This is a genomic window from Bacteroides sp. ET71 (assembly GCF_023336905.1).
Classification (GTDB): Bacteria; Bacteroidota; Bacteroidia; order Bacteroidales; family Bacteroidaceae; genus Bacteroides.
Genome location: NZ_JAMBLS010000003.1, coordinates 36,367 through 52,169 on the forward strand (window position 1 = coordinate 36,367; position 15,803 = coordinate 52,169).

The following is a 15,803-nucleotide window of genomic DNA, read 5'->3' on the forward strand; positions in this document are numbered from 1 at the left end:
CTTAATTTTGATCTTCGTTATTACTTTTAGAACCAACGAACAAAGTCACGTGATTTGAACGCTTACGAATTCTGTAACCTCTACCTTGCGGAGCGGGACGCATTCTCTTCAGCGTAGCACCGCCATCAACATAAATTTTAGTTACATACAACTCACCACTTTCAGCCTTACGTTCATTTTTCTGTTCCCAGTTAGCAATTGCAGAGCGTAACAGCTTTTCTACTCTCGCAGCGGCTTCTTTAGAAGAGAACTTCAAAACGCCCAATGCCCTATTGACTTCCATTCCACGAATCATGTCAGCCACAAGGCGCATTTTACGAGGGGAAGTAGGAACATTCTGCAATCTTGCAAAATACATGGTTTTAAGGGCTTCTTTTCTTTTTTCAGCCGATATTTTTTTTCTTGCTCCCATTATATTTATCTCTTTTTATTTCAATTAAAACCTGTTCTTATTTTTTCTTGTTACCTGCATGGCCTCTGAACGTACGCGTAGGGGCAAACTCGCCCAGCTTATGTCCAACCATATTTTCCGTAACATAAACAGGAATGAATTTATTTCCATTGTGAACTGCAACGGTATGCCCAACAAAATCAGGCGAAATCATTGAAGCTCTGGCCCAAGTCTTGACAACTACTTTCTTGCCACTTTCATTCATGGCAAGAATTTTCTTTTCAAGCTTGACATTAATATACGGACCTTTTTTTAATGAACGACTCATAAATTACTCAATTAATCAGGTTACTTCTTTCTTCTCTCTATGATATACTTAGACGACTGTTTCTTTGGAGCTCTTGTCTTCAAGCCCTTAGCATACAAGCCCTTGCGGGATCTCGGATGTCCACCTGAAGCACGTCCTTCACCACCACCCATCGGGTGATCTACCGGGTTCATAACAACACCACGGTTACGGGGACGACGTCCCATCCAACGAGTGCGACCAGCCTTACCTGAGCTTTCCAGGCCGTGATCTGAATTACCAACGCTACCTACCGTAGCCTTGCAAGTACACAAGATCTGGCGAAGCTCACCTGAAGGTAATTTGATAACACAATATTTACCTTCTCTTGAGGTCAACTGAGCAAAGTTACCGGCTGAACGGACCAAAGCAGCGCCTTGTCCCGGACGCAATTCAATGTTATGAATCACGGTACCAACCGGAATATTCTGAAGAGGAAGTGCGTTTCCTATTTCAGGAGCCGCATTTTCACCTGACATCACAGTCGCTCCTACTTTCAAGCCATTGGGAGCAATAATATATCTTTTTTCACCGTCTGCATAATACAACAATGCGATACGAGCCGAACGGTTCGGATCGTACTCGATTGTTTTCACTACAGCCGGCACACCGTCTTTATTTCTCTTGAAGTCAACAATACGAATCACCTTCTTATGACCGCCACCAATATAACGCATGGTCATCTTACCTTCGTTGTTACGGCCACCTGAGGATTTCTTACCAAATACAAGAGACTTTTCTGGTACCCGTGCAGTAATTTCTTCGAAAGTACCAATAATTTTATGTCTTTGCCCCGGTGTTGTGGGCTTAAATTTACGTACTGCCATTTCTATTAAATATTGCTATAAAAATCAATCGTATCTCCTTCTTTCAACGTTACAATAGCTTTCTTATAAGCATTCGTACGTCCATTAATGAGACCTGCCTTCGTATAACGAGCCTTGCTTTTACCAGCGTAACGGATGGTATTAACATCCAATACTGTTACATTGTAAAGGGCTTCTACTTCTTTCTTAATTTCCAATTTATTAGCGTCAGGACGCACAATAAAACCGAAACGGTTGTTAGCCTTATCGGTTATAGCAGTCATTTTCTCTGTCACTAACGGTTTAATAATAATTCCCATTATTTAAGCCTCCTTTTTACTTAAGATATTGTCAATGGCAGAAAGAGCGTTCTCTGTAAGCACAAGAACCCCTGCATCCAATACACGATAAGTGTTTAGACCAGAGACTGTCTGCACATTTGCCCTTTTCAAATTACGAGCCGACAAATATACGTTTTTATTTGCATCCGGGAAAACCATAAGGAGCTTCTGATCAGAAACTTTAAGATTTTTTGTGATATCAACAAATTCCTTGGTCTTCGGAGCATCAAAAGTGAAATCCTCGATGACGATGATTGCATTATTCTGAGCCTTGTAAGAAAGTGCGGATTTACGAGCCAAAGCTTTCACTTTCTTATTCAGCTTGAAGAAATAATCGCGAGGCTTAGGACCAAATACCCGGCCGCCACCTACCAATACAGGCGAGTTCATGTCACCACGACGTGCACCGCCACCACCTTTCTGGCGACCAATCTTGCGCGTAGAACCACTGATTTCGCTTCTTTCCTTAGACTTGTGTGTGCCCTGACGCTGGTTAGCCATGAACTGCTTAACATCCAAGTAAATAGCGTGGTCGTTGGGCTCAATTCCGAAGATAGATTCGTTTAACGTAACCTTTCTTCCAGTGTCTTCACCTTTAATGTTATATACGTTAACTTCCATTATTTCTCAATTATTACGATTGAACCTTTGCAACCAGGAACAGAGCCCTTGATCAAGAGCAGATTGTGTTCCGCGATTACTTTTAATACTTGCAGGTTTTGAACAGTCACCCTGTTGCCACCCATCTGTCCACCCATGCGCATGCCTTTGAAGACTTTTGCAGGATAAGAACAAGCACCAATAGAACCCGGCTTACGTGCGCGGTTGTGCTGACCGTGAGTGGTCTGGCCGACACCGCCAAAGCCATGCCTCTTAACTACACCTTGGAAACCTTTACCTTTCGAAGTGCCGATGACGTCAACAAATGCAGCGTCATTAAACAGTTCAACGGTTACGGTATCACCCAGATTCAATTCTGTTTCAAATTCTTTGAACTCAGCCAAGTGTTTCTTGGGAGTTACTCCGGCCTTTTTGAAATGGCCCATCAAAGGCTTCGTCGTATGCTTTTCTTTCTTTTCCTGAAAGCCCAGCTGAACGGCTGCATAGCCGTCTTTTTCTACGGTCTTCACCTGAGTAACTACACAAGGACCTGCTTCGATAACAGTGCATGGTACATTCTTACCCTCGGCACTGAAAACGGATGTCATTCCGATTTTTTTTCCTAATAATCCTGGCATTTCACTAAAAAATTTAATTCACTTACACTTTGATTTCTACTTCCACACCACTGGGCAATTCCAGCTTCATCAGCGCGTCAACGGTCTTGGCAGTCGAGCTGTAAATATCGATCAATCTCTTATAAGAAGAAAGCTCGAACTGTTCACGTGACTTCTTGTTAACGAAAGTCGAACGGTTTACCGTAAAAATACGTTTGTGCGTAGGCAGAGGAATAGGGCCACTTACGATAGCACCTGTTGCTTTCACCGTTCTAACAATCTTTTCGGCCGACTTGTCCACCAAGTTGTGGTCGTAAGATTTCAGTTTGATTCTGATTTTCTGACTCATTTTCGTTTTTTAATTAAACATTTATACTTACAAGAGCGCCGCAGGTTAAGAGTCATACGCTAACCTGCGGGCTCAGTTTGATTTTTATTAAAGCAAATCAGCACGTCCTTTGACTTCTTCCAGCACAGCCTTCGCAATCGAAGTGGATACTTGTGCGTGGTGGTCGTAAGTCATGGAAGAGGTGGCACGGCCAGAAGTAATGGTACGCAAGGCTGTTACATAGCCGAACATTTCTGCCAGGGGCACCATAGCCTTGACGATACGGGCACCCGAGCGGCTGGATTCCATGCCTTCTACCTGGCCACGGCGCTTGTTCAAGTCACCGATTACGTCACCCATGTTTTCTTCCGGAGTAACGACCTCCAGCTTCATGATGGGCTCCATCAGCACGGGACCTGCCTTAGCACAAGCGTTCTTGTAGGCCTGGATAGCGCAGATTTCGAACGAGAGCTGGTCGGAGTCTACGGGGTGGAACGAACCATCCAGCAGCGTCACCTTCAAGCTGTCCATCGGGAAGCCGGCCAGCACGCCATTCTTCATGGCAGTCTGGAAGCCCTTCTGAACAGAAGGAATGAATTCCTTAGGAATGTTACCGCCCGTCACTTCGTTGATGAACTGCAGGCCACCTTCCTTGAAGTCTTCATCTACCGGACCAACATTTACAATGATGTCGGCGAACTTACCGCGACCACCGGACTGCTTCTTATAGACTTCGCGCAGGTTAACGGTCTTCGTGATAGCTTCCTTGTAGTTAACCTGAGGCTTACCTTGATTACATTCAACCTTGAACTCACGTTTCAGACGGTCGATGATGATATCCAAGTGAAGCTCACCCATACCCGAGATAACGGTCTGACCGGTTTGCTCGTCGGTACGAACCGTAAAGGTCGGGTCTTCTTCAGCCAACTTGGCCAAGCCGTTGGACAGTTTGTCCATGTCCTTCTGCGTCTTGGGCTCCACTGCGATACCGATAACGGGTTCGGGGAAGTCCATAGACTCAAGCACAATCGGAGCGGTCTCGTCGCAGAGCGTATCGCCTGTACGGATGTCCTTGAATCCAACGCCTGCGCCTATATCGCCGGCAGAAATCAGTTCTACGGGATTCTGCTTGTTGGAGTGCATCTGGAACAAACGGGAAACGCGTTCCTTTTTGCCCGAGCGGCTGTTGTAGATATAAGAACCGGCTTCTACCTTACCGGAATATACGCGGAAGAAAGTCAGACGACCTACATAGGGGTCGGTAGCAATCTTAAAGGCCAGGGCCGCCGTCTTTTCATCTTCATCCGGCTTGCGGTCTTCTTCAGCTCCGGTATTAGGATTGGTACCCACGATGTTCGGAGTATCCAGCGGAGAAGGCAAGAATGCGCAGACGTAATCGAGCAGCGTCTGTACGCCTTTATTCTTGAAGGAAGAGCCGCACAGCATGGGAACAATCTCCATCTTCAGCGTTCCGGCACGAAGTGCACGCAAGATTTCCTCTTCTGTAATAGTAGAAGGATCATCAAAATACTTCTCCATCAGCGCATCGTCAAACTCAGCCACGGTTTCGAGCATTTTGCCTCTCCACTCTTCGGCTTCGTCTTTCAGGTTGGCCGGGATTTCTTCTACATCGTAGTCTGCGCCCATGGTCTCATCGTGCCACAGGATAGCTTTCATCTTTATCAGGTCGACTACGCCCTTGAAGTTTTCCTCTGCGCCGATAGGTATTACCACGGCACAAGGATTGGCACCGAGAATCTCCTTCATCTGGCGGAGTACTTCAAAGAAGTCTGCGCCCGAACGGTCCATCTTGTTCACATAGCCGATACGGGGAACATTGTATTTATCGGCCTGACGCCATACGGTTTCAGACTGAGGCTCAACGCCACCCACGGCACAGTAAGTTGCCACGGCACCGTCCAGCACGCGCAATGAGCGTTCTACTTCGGCCGTGAAGTCCACGTGTCCCGGAGTGTCAATCAAGTTGATTTTGTATTTATGCCCTGCATAGTTCCAGTAAGTCGTGGTAGCAGCAGAGGTAATCGTGATACCACGCTCTTGCTCCTGTTCCATCCAGTCCATCGTAGCGGCACCGTCATGAACTTCGCCAATCTTGTGCGTCAAACCCGTATAGAACAGGATACGTTCAGAAGTGGTAGTCTTACCGGCATCGATGTGGGCCATGATACCGATATTACGCGTCAAATGTAAATCTTGCTTTGCCATTTATTATCCTTTTCTTAAATAAGTTTCGTCATTCTTCAAGATTACAGCCGGAGCTATCAGAAGCGGAAGTGAGCAAATGCACGGTTGGCTTCGGCCATGCGGTGCATGTCTTCCTTGCGCTTGAAGGCGCCACCTTGTTCATTATAGGCATCCATGATTTCGGCAGCCAGTTTGTCGGCCATAGACTTGCCGCCACGTTTGCGGGCGAAGTTAATCAGGTTTTTCATAGAAACTGACTCCTTACGTTCGGGACGGATTTCTGTCGGAACTTGGAACGTAGCACCACCTACACGGCGGGACTTCACCTCCACCTGGGGAGTCACATTGTCCAAAGCTTTCTTCCAGATTTCGAGAGGAGTCTTTTCCTCGTTCTGCATTTTGTTCTTCACTGTTTCCAAAGCGGCGTAGAAAATCTCATAAGAAGTATTCTTCTTGCCATCATACATCAGATGGTTCACGAACTTGGAAACCTTCACATCATTGAACACGGGATCCGGCAGGATAACGCGTTTCTTCGGTTTTGCTTTTCTCATTTCTGTTAAGAATAATGTTTCGTTCTTGGTTGCTTGCCTCTGTCGTCTTCAACTTCCCCACCGGGAAATTTACTCAACCGTCAATATCTCCAAGTAAACTGAAACGTAATGGTTTTACTTTCGGTTTATCTATTACTAAAACTGCTTGTTATTTCTTCTTAGCGGGAGCAGCCTGACCCGGTTTCGGACGCTTGGCGCCATATTTGGAACGTCTCTGTGTACGCCCGGCCACGCCAGCCGTATCCAACGTGCCGCGAACGATGTGGTAACGTACACCCGGCAGGTCTTTCACACGACCGCCACGCACCAGCACGATGGAGTGCTCCTGCAGGTTGTGACCTTCGCCCGGAATGTAAGAGTTCACTTCCTTACCATTGGTCAAACGCACACGGGCTACTTTACGCATAGCCGAATTAGGTTTTTTCGGAGTGGTTGTGTACACTCTCACGCAAACGCCGCGTCTCTGAGGGCATGAATCCAGCGCGGGAGACTTACTTTTGTCCACCAGCACCTGACGGCCCTTTCTTACTAATTGCTGAATTGTAGGCATTTTGATTATTTTTAATTATATGTTAATTTATATATTTTCTCAACTATACACTTTTTCGGGCTGCAAAGTTACGAATAAGTTTTGAATAATCAATGCACTACGAATATTTTTTTGAGGAAACGGCCTCCACCTGCCCTGACGATGTGACAAAAGCGTTACTGCGGTCTGCCGGGGCATAGTCTGGCTTGCAAGGATTCTCTCCCAGCAGGCCTGCCAGTTCGAAAGAGAATCCCCGGCAGGAAAGATATCCGGCTGCATGTTCACGCCTCGCCCGTCATGTTGGGGAAAGACAGCGCCTTCTCCTCCGGCATAGAGATAGGGCCGAACGAACGTTCATATTTACCGATATTTTCTTCGAGGGCACGCAGCAAGCGTTTGGCATGTTCAGGCGCAAGAATAATACGTGACTGCACGGAAGCTTTAGGCATGCCGGGCAGCACACGCACGAAATCGAGGATAAACTCGGAACTGGAATGGGTAATGACAGCCAGGTTGGCATACGTGCCCAAGCCGATTTCTTCTTTCAACTCTATCTGCAACTGACCACCTGTGTTTTCTTGGTTTTCCATATCTCTACTTCATGATTAATTAGTACAACATGGGGCAAAGATACACAATTTAAACATGGTCTCCGACGCCGGAAGCCATTTTTTATTTCAGCCGGATGCACTGCGGCGTCGGGAACCGCCCGGAAGAAGCAGGGCCACGACGAGGAAGAAGCAAGGCTGTCGTGCGACGGAAGCACCGCCCCCCAAAGAAGAAGGGAGACAGGGCATGACCAACGTCACGCACCCTGTCTCCCTTCAACAGTTTATAACCTATATTTCAAGTCGGCTTACTCATCTTCCACCTTCTCCGCATCGGCCATGGCAAAGTCCAGTACAGTCTTCTTGTTGGCCAGCATACGGTCGTATTCTTCCTTCGAACCAACGATAAGCTTGTCGAACTCGCGCTGACCGGTACCGGCCGGAATCAGGTGACCGCAGATGACGTTCTCCTTCATGCCCTCCAGTTTGTCGACCTTGCCGTTGATGGCAGCCTCGTTCAAGACCTTCGTTGTCTCCTGGAACGATGCAGCCGACATGAAGCTCGACGTCTGCAAAGCAGCACGGGTAATACCCTGAAGAATCTGCGTAGAAGTAGCCGGCACAGCATCGCGCACTTCAACGGGTTTCAGGTCGCGGCGCTTCAGCATCGAATTTTCGTCACGCAACTTGCGCGCCGTCACAATCTGTCCCGGCTGCAATGTCTGCGAGTCGCCGGCGTCTACCACCACTTTCTTGCCCCAGATGCGGTCGTTCTCTTCCATGAACTCCAGCTTGTCCACCACCTGTTGTTCCAGGAAGCGGGTATCACCCGGCTCATTGATTTCAACCTTGCGCATCATCTGGCGGACAATGATTTCAAAGTGCTTGTCGTTAATCTTCACACCTTGCAGGCGGTAAACGTCCTGCACCTCATTCACGATGTACTCCTGCACAGCCGTGGGTCCCTTGATGGCCAAGATATCGGCCGGCGTAATGGCACCGTCGGACAAGGGCGTACCGGCACGCACATAGTCGTTCTCTTGTACCAGAATTTGCTTGGACAGAGGCACGAGGTATTTCTTCACGTCACCCGTCTTCGACGTAACAATGATTTCGCGGTTACCGCGTTTCACCTTGCCCATCGTAATCTCACCGTCAATTTCCGAAACCACAGCCGGGTTAGACGGATTACGTGCCTCGAACAACTCGGTTACACGAGGCAGACCACCCGTGATATCACCGGCCTTACCTACGGCACGCGGAATCTTCACAATCACGTCACCAGCTTTCACCAGTTGCTTGTCTTCCACCACCACGTGACCGCCCACAGGCAGGTTGTAAGTGCGAATCAGCTCGCCATCTTCTGTCACGATATGTGCCGTCGGCACCTTTGTCTTATCCTTCGACTCTATGATGATGATTTCACGCAGACCGGTAGACTCGTCCGACTCTACCTTATAAGTCACGTTCTCAATCACATCCTCGAACTCAATCTTACCGGCAGCTTCCGTAATGATAACCGCATTGAAGGGGTCCCAACGCGCAATCAGCTTGCCTTTCTCCACCACATCGCCATCGTTGGCATACAACGTAGAACCATAAGGCACGTTGTGCGTAGACAACACGATGTCTGTGTTTATGTCGACAAAGCGCAATTCTGCCAGACGGCCGACAACGACCTTAGCAGCCTCGCCCATTTCGTCTACGACATCCACCGTACGGAGCTCTTCAAACTCCAAGCGGGCATTGTTCTTCGCCACGATGCTGGCGTTGGCAGCAATGTTGGCAGCCGTACCACCGGCATGGAACGTACGCAAAGTCAACTGCGTACCCGGCTCACCAATAGACTGGGCGGCAATAACGCCCACAGCCTCACCTTTCTGAACCATGCGGCTCGTAGCCAAATTGCGGCCATAACATTTGGCGCAGACACCCCTCTTCGACTCGCAAGTCAATACCGAACGGATTTCAACGCTTTCTATCGGAGAGTCTTCAATCTTCTGGGCTATTTCTTCCGTGATTTCCTCACCGCCGGCCACAATCAGCTCGCCCGTAGTCGGATGAACAATATCATGGACAGACACACGGCCCAGGATACGCTCGTAAAGTGTAGCAATAACCTCGTCATTGTTCTTCAAAGCCGTGCACACCAGTCCGCGCAACGTACCGCAGTCTTCTTCGTTCACAATCACATCGTGCGACACGTCTACCAGACGACGCGTCAGATATCCGGCATCAGCCGTCTTCAAGGCCGTATCGGCCAAACCCTTACGGGCACCATGCGTAGAGATGAAGTACTCCAGCACCGAAAGGCCTTCCTTAAAGTTCGAAAGAATCGGGTTCTCGATAATCTGACCGCCTTCGGCACCGGCTTTCTGCGGCTTGGCCATCAGACCACGCATACCGGACAACTGACGAATCTGCTCTTTAGAACCACGGGCACCGGAATCCAGCATCATGTACACAGAGTTGAAGCCTTGGTCATCTTCCGAAATTGTCTTCATCAAGATGTTTGAAAGTTCAGAGTTGACGTGCGTCCAGATGTCAATCACCTGGTTATAACGTTCGTTATTGGTGATGAAGCCCATGTTATAGTTATTGATAACCTGTTCTACCTCATCATAACCCTTCTGCACCAAAGCCTCTTTCTCTTCCGGAATGATAATATCGCCCAAGTTGAACGACAAGCCACCCTTGAAGGCCATGTAATAACCCAAATTCTTGATGCCATCCAGGAAGTCAGCCGCCTCGGACACGCCACACACCTTGATGACGTGGCTGATGATATCACGCAGAGACTTCTTGGAAATAATGGTATTGATATAACCGGCTTTATCCGGAACGATTTCATTTACAATCACACGGCCTACCGAGGTGTCGTGCATCATTTTCTTGACAATGTTGCCCTGTTCGTCCACATCATTCACCAGCACACTGACCGGCGCGTGGATGTCACATTTGCCTTCATTGTAAGCTATGAGGGCTTCTTCCGGGCCATAGAACGTCAGTCCCTCACCCTTAGCGCCCTTGCGCAACTTGGTAATATAGTACAAACCGAGCACCATATCCTGAGCAGGCACCGTAATAGGAGCACCGTTGGCCGGATTCAGAATGTTATGAGATTGCAGCATCAACATCTGCGCTTCCAAAATAGCCTCATTGCTCAAAGGCAAGTGTACCGCCATCTGGTCGCCGTCGAAGTCGGCGTTAAATGCCGTACATGCCAACGGGTGCAGCTGAATAGCTTTGCCTTCAATCATCTTCGGCTGGAAAGCCTGGATACCCAGACGGTGCAATGTCGGGGCACGGTTCAACAGTACAGGATGTCCCTTCATCACATGTTCCAGGATGTCCCAAATAACCGGTTCCTTGCGGTCCACAATCTTCTTGGCACTCTTCACCGTCTTGACAATGCCACGCTCGATAAGTTTGCGGATAATGAAAGGCTTATACAGTTCGGCAGCCATCAACTTGGGGATACCACATTCACCCATGCGCAATTCAGGACCAACGACGATAACCGAACGGGCCGAATAGTCCACACGCTTACCCAACAGGTTCTGACGGAAGCGGCCTTGCTTACCTTTCAAACTGTCCGAAAGAGATTTCAACGGGCGATTGGCATCTGTCTTCACCGCACTCGATTTACGAGAATTGTCAAACAACGAGTCAACAGCCTCTTGCAACATACGCTTTTCATTGCGCAAGATGACTTCAGGCGCCTTGATTTCAATCAAACGCTTCAAACGGTTGTTACGGATAATGACACGACGGTAGAGGTCGTTCAAGTCAGAAGTAGCAAAACGGCCACCATCCAACGGTACCAACGGACGCAGTTCGGGAGGAATAACCGGCACAATACGCACAATCATCCATTCGGGTTTGTTGCGGCCACGCGAAGCACGGAACGACTCGACCACTTGCAAACGTTTCAAAGCCTCATTCTTACGCTGCTGCGAAGCATCGCTGCCCGCACGATGGCGCAATTCGTAAGACAATGCGTCCAAATCCAAGTTAGACAGCAAGTCGTAAATGGCCTCGGCACCCATTTTGGCAATAAACTTATTGGGGTCAGAGTCTTCCAGGAACTGATTATCCTTCGGGAGTTTGTCCAACAAGTCCAAATATTCGCTTTCTTCCAGCAAATCGTACTTAGCCACTTCATCACCCAACACACCGGGCTGAATGACCACATAACGCTCATAATAAATGATGGCATCCAGCTTTTTCGTCGGCAACCCCAACAAATAACCAATTTTATTGGGAAGCGAACGGAAATACCAGATATGTGCTACCGGCACCACCAGTTGAATGTGTCCCATGCGTTCACGGCGAACCTTCTTTTCTGTCACCTCCACACCGCAACGATCGCAGACAATGCCTTTGTAACGGATACGCTTATACTTTCCGCAATGACACTCGTAATCTTTTACTGGGCCAAAAATACGTTCGCAGAACAAACCGTCACGTTCCGGCTTATACGTACGATAGTTGATAGTTTCAGGCTTTAAAACTTCACCGCTCGAATTTTCCAAGATTTCTTCCGGAGAAGCCAAACCAATGGATATCTTCGAGAAATTACTCTTTATCTTGTTATCTTTCCTAAAAGCCATATTATTTGTTTATTGAAAATTGACGATTGAATAAATGGTACATCTCCGTTTGCTTACTCCAGATTGATACTCAAGCACAAGCCTTGCAACTCGTGCAACAGCACATTCAGAGATTCCGGAATACCCGGCGTAGGCATAGGCTCACCTTTAACAATGGCTTCATAAGCCTTAGAACGTCCGACCACATCATCTGATTTGATCGTCAGGATTTCCTGCAAGACATGGGCTGCGCCAAAAGCTTCCAATGCCCAAACTTCCATCTCACCAAAACGCTGACCGCCGAACTGGGCTTTACCACCTAACGGTTGTTGTGTAATCAAGGAATACGGACCAATGGAACGAGCATGCATCTTGTCTTCAACCATGTGCCCCAGCTTTAGCATATATATTACCCCGACTGTTGCCTGCTGCTCGAAAGCCTCCCCAGTGCCACCGTCATAAAGAGTAGTTTTGCCAAGGCGAGGCAGTCCGGCCTTATCAGTCCATTCATTCAAATCATCCAAAGAAGCACCATCAAAAATCGGTGTAGCAAATTTGACGCCCAATTTCTTTCCGGCACGTCCCAATACAGTCTCGAAGATCTGTCCGATATTCATACGAGAGGGCACACCCAGCGGATTCAATACAATATCGACCGGAGTACCGTCTGCCAAGAATGGCATATCTTCCTGGCGGACAACACGAGAAACAATACCTTTATTTCCGTGACGACCAGCCATCTTATCACCTACGCCAATCTTACGTTTCTTTGCCACATAAACCTTGGCCATCTGAATAATTCCCGCAGGCAATTCATCACCAATGGTAATAGCAAATTTTTTACGTTTCAAGTCAGCATCTTGCTCCTTATACTTCCGAATGAAATTCATAACTAAAGTACGAATCAAACCGTTAGTATGTTCATCCTTTGTCCAGCCACTCAATTGAATAGCCGTGAAATCCAAGTCACTGAAATCAGCCGCAGAGAATTTTGCTCCTTTAGAAATGACATCTGTGCCCATGTAATCTTTAACACCCTCAGACGTATAATTCTCTGTCAGCTTCAGCAACTTATTAATCAGAATTTTTCGCAAGTCTGACACTTTATCATCAAACTCTTCATCAAGTTTCTGCAACAGAGCTTTGTCTGACATCTTCGAACTTCTCGTCTTAATAACCCGCGAGAACAAGCGCTTGCCAATCACCACACCTTTCAACGATGGGGAAGCCTTCAAAGAAGCATCTTTCACATCACCGGCCTTATCACCAAAGATGGCTCGAAGTAGCTTTTCTTCGGGTGAAGGATCTGATTCACCTTTAGGTGTGATCTTACCAATCAATATATCACCCGGCTCAATGCGAGCACCTACACGAACTATACCATTATCGTCCAAATCCTTGGTAGCTTCTTCACTGACATTAGGAATATCTGAGGTCAGTTCTTCCATACCACGTTTGGTCTCCCGTACTTCTAGAGAGAACTCTTCCACATGGACAGAGGTCAGCAAATCTTCGCGGACTACACGTTCGTTCAACACAATGGCATCCTCATAATTGTACCCCTTCCATGGCATGAAAGCAACCAATAGATTCCTACCCAAAGCCAGTTCACCATCTTGAGTAGCATAACCTTCTGTCAAAATCTGACCTTTAGTTACACGTTGCCCCTTATCACAAATCGGACGCAAATCAATGGTCATATTCTGATTCGTACGACGCCATTTGGGAATCTTATATTCTTTCAGTGCCGGTTCAAAACTTACGAACTCTTCTTCTTCCGTACGGTCATACAATATGCGAATAGTAGTAGCATCCACAAAATCAATCACGCCATCACCTTCAGCAGCTATCTGCGTACGAGAATCACGAGCCAACTGGCGCTCAATGCCCGTACCCACAATAGGAGCCTCGCTTCTCAACAAAGGAACAGCCTGACGCATCATGTTCGATCCCATCAACGCGCGGTTAGCATCGTCATGCTCCAAGAAGGGAATCAGCGAAGCGGCAATAGAGGCAATCTGCTGCGGCGAAACATCCATCAATTCTACCTCGCTCGGTGGTACTACGGGATAATCCGCATCCTGACGTGCCTTTACCCTGTCACGAATAAACGTGCCGTCATCATTCAACGGCGCATTTCCCTGAGCGATAATCTTGCCTTCTTCCTCTTCTGCCGTCAAATATACCAAACCGTTATCCGATAAATCAACCTTGCCATTCTCTACCTTGCGATACGGAGTTTCAATGAATCCTAAATCATTAATCTTTGCATATACACAAAGCGAAGATATCAAACCGATGTTAGGACCTTCCGGGGTTTCAATAGGACACAAGCGACCATAATGCGTATAATGCACATCTCGGACCTCAAATCCTGCACGGTCACGTGACAAGCCACCAGGACCTAACGCAGACATACGACGTTTGTGAGTAATCTCAGCCAAAGGATTTGTTTGGTCCATGAACTGTGACAAAGCATTGGTTCCAAAGAAAGAATTAATGACAGAAGAAATTGTTTTGGCATTAATTAAATCAATGGGAGTAAATACTTCATTATCACGAACATTCATACGCTCGCGGATGGTACGAGACATACGAGCCAGACCAATGGCAAATTGGTTAGACAATTGCTCACCTACGGTTCTTACACGACGGTTACTCAGATGGTCAATATCATCGACCACTGCCTTCGAATTAATCAGTTCAATCAGATACTTTATAATTTCAATAATGTCCTCTTTTGTAAGAACACGCACATCCATGTCCGTCGTCAAATTCAATTTTTTGTTTATACGATAACGACCGACATCCCCCAAGTCATATCTTTTTTCAGAGAAGAACAAATTATTGATAACTTCACGTGCACTGGCATCATCGGCCGGATCCGCATTACGCAACTGCCGATAGATATACAATACAGCTTCCTTCTCCGAGTTACTCGGGTCTTTCTGCAATGTATTATAAATAATCGAATAATCAGACTGATTCTGTTCCTCTTTATGAACTAAAATATTTTGAATACCCGATTCAAGAATAAGCTCAATATGCTCCGGCTCAATGACAGTTTCACGATCAATGACTACCTCATTACGCTCGATAGAAACAACTTCACCGGTATCCTCATCCACAAAATCTTCAATCCACGTCTTCAAAACGCGAGCAGCCAATTTGCGTCCTACAACTTTCTTAAGATTTGTCTTATTAACCTTAATTTCTTCAGCCAAATTAAAAATCTCAAGAATATCCTTATCGTTTTCGAAACCAATAGCCCTCAGCAAAGTTGTAACTGGCAACTTCTTTTTGCGGTCAATATACGCATACATCACATTGTTGATATCCGTAGCAAACTCTATCCACGAACCTTTAAACGGGATAATACGCGCAGAATACAATTTCGTCCCATTAGCGTGTACGCTTTGTCCGAAAAAGACACCAGGCGAACGGTGCAACTGAGACACAACAACTCGCTCAGCTCCATTAATAACAAAAGTAGCCTTCTCCGTCATATAAGGGATAGGACCCAGAAATACATCCTGAATCACCGTATCAAAATCCTCATGATCAGGATCAGTACAATACAATTTCAATTTCGCCTTCAATGGAACGCTATAAGTAAGCCCCCGCTCTATACACTCATCAATGGTATAACGCGGCGGATCAATATAATAGTCCAAAAATTCAAGTACGAAATTATTTCTTGTATCGGCAATGGGAAAGTTTTCAGCAAATACTTTATACAACCCCTCATTCTTACGCTTCTCAGGAGGAGTATCCAGTTGCAAAAAGTCTTTAAATGACTTCAACTGCACATCTAAGAAATCAGGATATGCAAGAGGATTCTTAGTTGAAGCGAAATTAACTCTCTGATTTACAATATTTGAAGACATCTGGAGAATGGATTTGTGGAAGTGAAATTTAAATATATGCACAAAAAGGTTAAGAACCC

The 15,803-nt window shown here is 46.8% G+C and carries 13 protein-coding genes; all 13 read right to left on the reverse strand.

The genetic code is table 11. The features are described from left to right. Position 1: 1 nt before the first annotated feature. A complete protein-coding gene (gene rplV, locus M3090_RS02675; protein ID WP_249053855.1) occupies positions 2-412 on the reverse strand; it encodes a 50S ribosomal protein L22 in 411 nt (136 codons plus the stop codon). Positions 413-449: 37 nt separating this feature from the next. After that, a complete protein-coding gene (gene rpsS / locus M3090_RS02680; RefSeq protein WP_249053856.1) occupies positions 450-719 on the reverse strand; it encodes a 30S ribosomal protein S19 in 270 nt (89 codons plus the stop codon). Between the two features lie 20 nt (positions 720-739). Continuing rightward, on the reverse strand, positions 740-1,564 hold the full coding sequence (rplB, locus tag M3090_RS02685; protein ID WP_249053857.1) for a 50S ribosomal protein L2: 825 nt from the start codon (positions 1,562-1,564) through the stop codon (positions 740-742). A 5-nt stretch (positions 1,565-1,569) separates the two neighbouring features. Further along, positions 1,570-1,863 carry a 50S ribosomal protein L23 gene (rplW, locus tag M3090_RS02690; RefSeq protein WP_249053858.1) on the reverse strand — a complete coding sequence of 98 codons (294 nt, stop codon included), beginning with the start codon at positions 1,861-1,863 and terminating at the stop codon, positions 1,570-1,572. A 3-nt stretch (positions 1,864-1,866) separates the two neighbouring features. Beyond that, positions 1,867-2,505, reverse strand: coding sequence for a 50S ribosomal protein L4 (gene rplD / locus M3090_RS02695; RefSeq protein WP_249053859.1), 639 nt, complete (start codon positions 2,503-2,505; stop codon positions 1,867-1,869). Then, the gene (gene rplC, locus M3090_RS02700) at positions 2,505-3,122 is read right to left on the reverse strand and encodes a 50S ribosomal protein L3 (RefSeq protein ID WP_249053860.1); all 618 of its coding nucleotides are present in this window, start codon (positions 3,120-3,122) and stop codon (positions 2,505-2,507) included. Before rplC ends, rplD begins: the two co-directional genes overlap by 1 nt. 22 nt (positions 3,123-3,144) lie before the next feature. Beyond that, positions 3,145-3,450 (reverse strand): 30S ribosomal protein S10, encoded by a 306-nt coding sequence (rpsJ, locus tag M3090_RS02705; protein WP_002558075.1) that lies wholly within the window; start codon positions 3,448-3,450, stop codon positions 3,145-3,147. 87 nt (positions 3,451-3,537) lie between these two features. Beyond that, complete coding sequence (fusA, locus tag M3090_RS02710) at positions 3,538-5,655, reverse strand: elongation factor G (RefSeq protein WP_249053861.1); 2,118 nt, start codon at positions 5,653-5,655, stop codon at positions 3,538-3,540. A gap of 56 nt (positions 5,656-5,711) precedes the next feature. Next, entirely contained in the window at positions 5,712-6,188 is a 477-nt protein-coding gene (gene rpsG / locus M3090_RS02715; RefSeq protein WP_249053862.1) for a 30S ribosomal protein S7, read from the reverse strand. Between the two features lie 148 nt (positions 6,189-6,336). Then, positions 6,337-6,738, reverse strand: coding sequence for a 30S ribosomal protein S12 (gene rpsL / locus M3090_RS02720; RefSeq protein ID WP_021846443.1), 402 nt, complete (start codon positions 6,736-6,738; stop codon positions 6,337-6,339). 260 nt (positions 6,739-6,998) lie between these two features. Further along, a complete protein-coding gene (locus M3090_RS02725; protein WP_249053863.1) occupies positions 6,999-7,307 on the reverse strand; it encodes a DUF3467 domain-containing protein in 309 nt (102 codons plus the stop codon). A gap of 266 nt (positions 7,308-7,573) precedes the next feature. After that, positions 7,574-11,878, reverse strand: a complete 4,305-nt coding sequence (gene rpoC / locus M3090_RS02730) for a DNA-directed RNA polymerase subunit beta' (protein WP_249053864.1) — start codon at positions 11,876-11,878, stop codon at positions 7,574-7,576. A 53-nt stretch (positions 11,879-11,931) separates the two neighbouring features. Then, positions 11,932-15,744, reverse strand: a complete 3,813-nt coding sequence (gene rpoB, locus M3090_RS02735) for a DNA-directed RNA polymerase subunit beta (protein WP_249053865.1) — start codon at positions 15,742-15,744, stop codon at positions 11,932-11,934. Between the last annotated feature and the right edge of the window lie 59 nt (positions 15,745-15,803).

Excerpts from the sequence above, each read along its gene's own strand:
- rplV (WP_249053855.1), bottom strand. The coding sequence starts at position 412 with ATGGGAGCAAGAAAAAAAATATCGGCTGAAAAAAGAAAAGAAGCCCTT.
- rpsS (WP_249053856.1), bottom strand. The coding sequence starts at position 719 with ATGAGTCGTTCATTAAAAAAAGGTCCGTATATTAATGTCAAGCTTGAA.
- rplB (WP_249053857.1), bottom strand. The coding sequence starts at position 1,564 with ATGGCAGTACGTAAATTTAAGCCCACAACACCGGGGCAAAGACATAAA.
- rplW (WP_249053858.1), bottom strand. The coding sequence starts at position 1,863 with ATGGGAATTATTATTAAACCGTTAGTGACAGAGAAAATGACTGCTATA.
- rplD (WP_249053859.1), bottom strand. The coding sequence starts at position 2,505 with ATGGAAGTTAACGTATATAACATTAAAGGTGAAGACACTGGAAGAAAG.
- rplC (WP_249053860.1), bottom strand. The coding sequence starts at position 3,122 with ATGCCAGGATTATTAGGAAAAAAAATCGGAATGACATCCGTTTTCAGT.
- rpsJ (WP_002558075.1), bottom strand. The coding sequence starts at position 3,450 with ATGAGTCAGAAAATCAGAATCAAACTGAAATCTTACGACCACAACTTG.
- fusA (WP_249053861.1), bottom strand. The coding sequence starts at position 5,655 with ATGGCAAAGCAAGATTTACATTTGACGCGTAATATCGGTATCATGGCC.
- rpsG (WP_249053862.1), bottom strand. The coding sequence starts at position 6,188 with ATGAGAAAAGCAAAACCGAAGAAACGCGTTATCCTGCCGGATCCCGTG.
- rpsL (WP_021846443.1), bottom strand. The coding sequence starts at position 6,738 with ATGCCTACAATTCAGCAATTAGTAAGAAAGGGCCGTCAGGTGCTGGTG.
- M3090_RS02725 (WP_249053863.1), bottom strand. The coding sequence starts at position 7,307 with ATGGAAAACCAAGAAAACACAGGTGGTCAGTTGCAGATAGAGTTGAAA.
- rpoC (WP_249053864.1), bottom strand. The coding sequence starts at position 11,878 with ATGGCTTTTAGGAAAGATAACAAGATAAAGAGTAATTTCTCGAAGATA.
- rpoB (WP_249053865.1), bottom strand. The coding sequence starts at position 15,744 with ATGTCTTCAAATATTGTAAATCAGAGAGTTAATTTCGCTTCAACTAAG.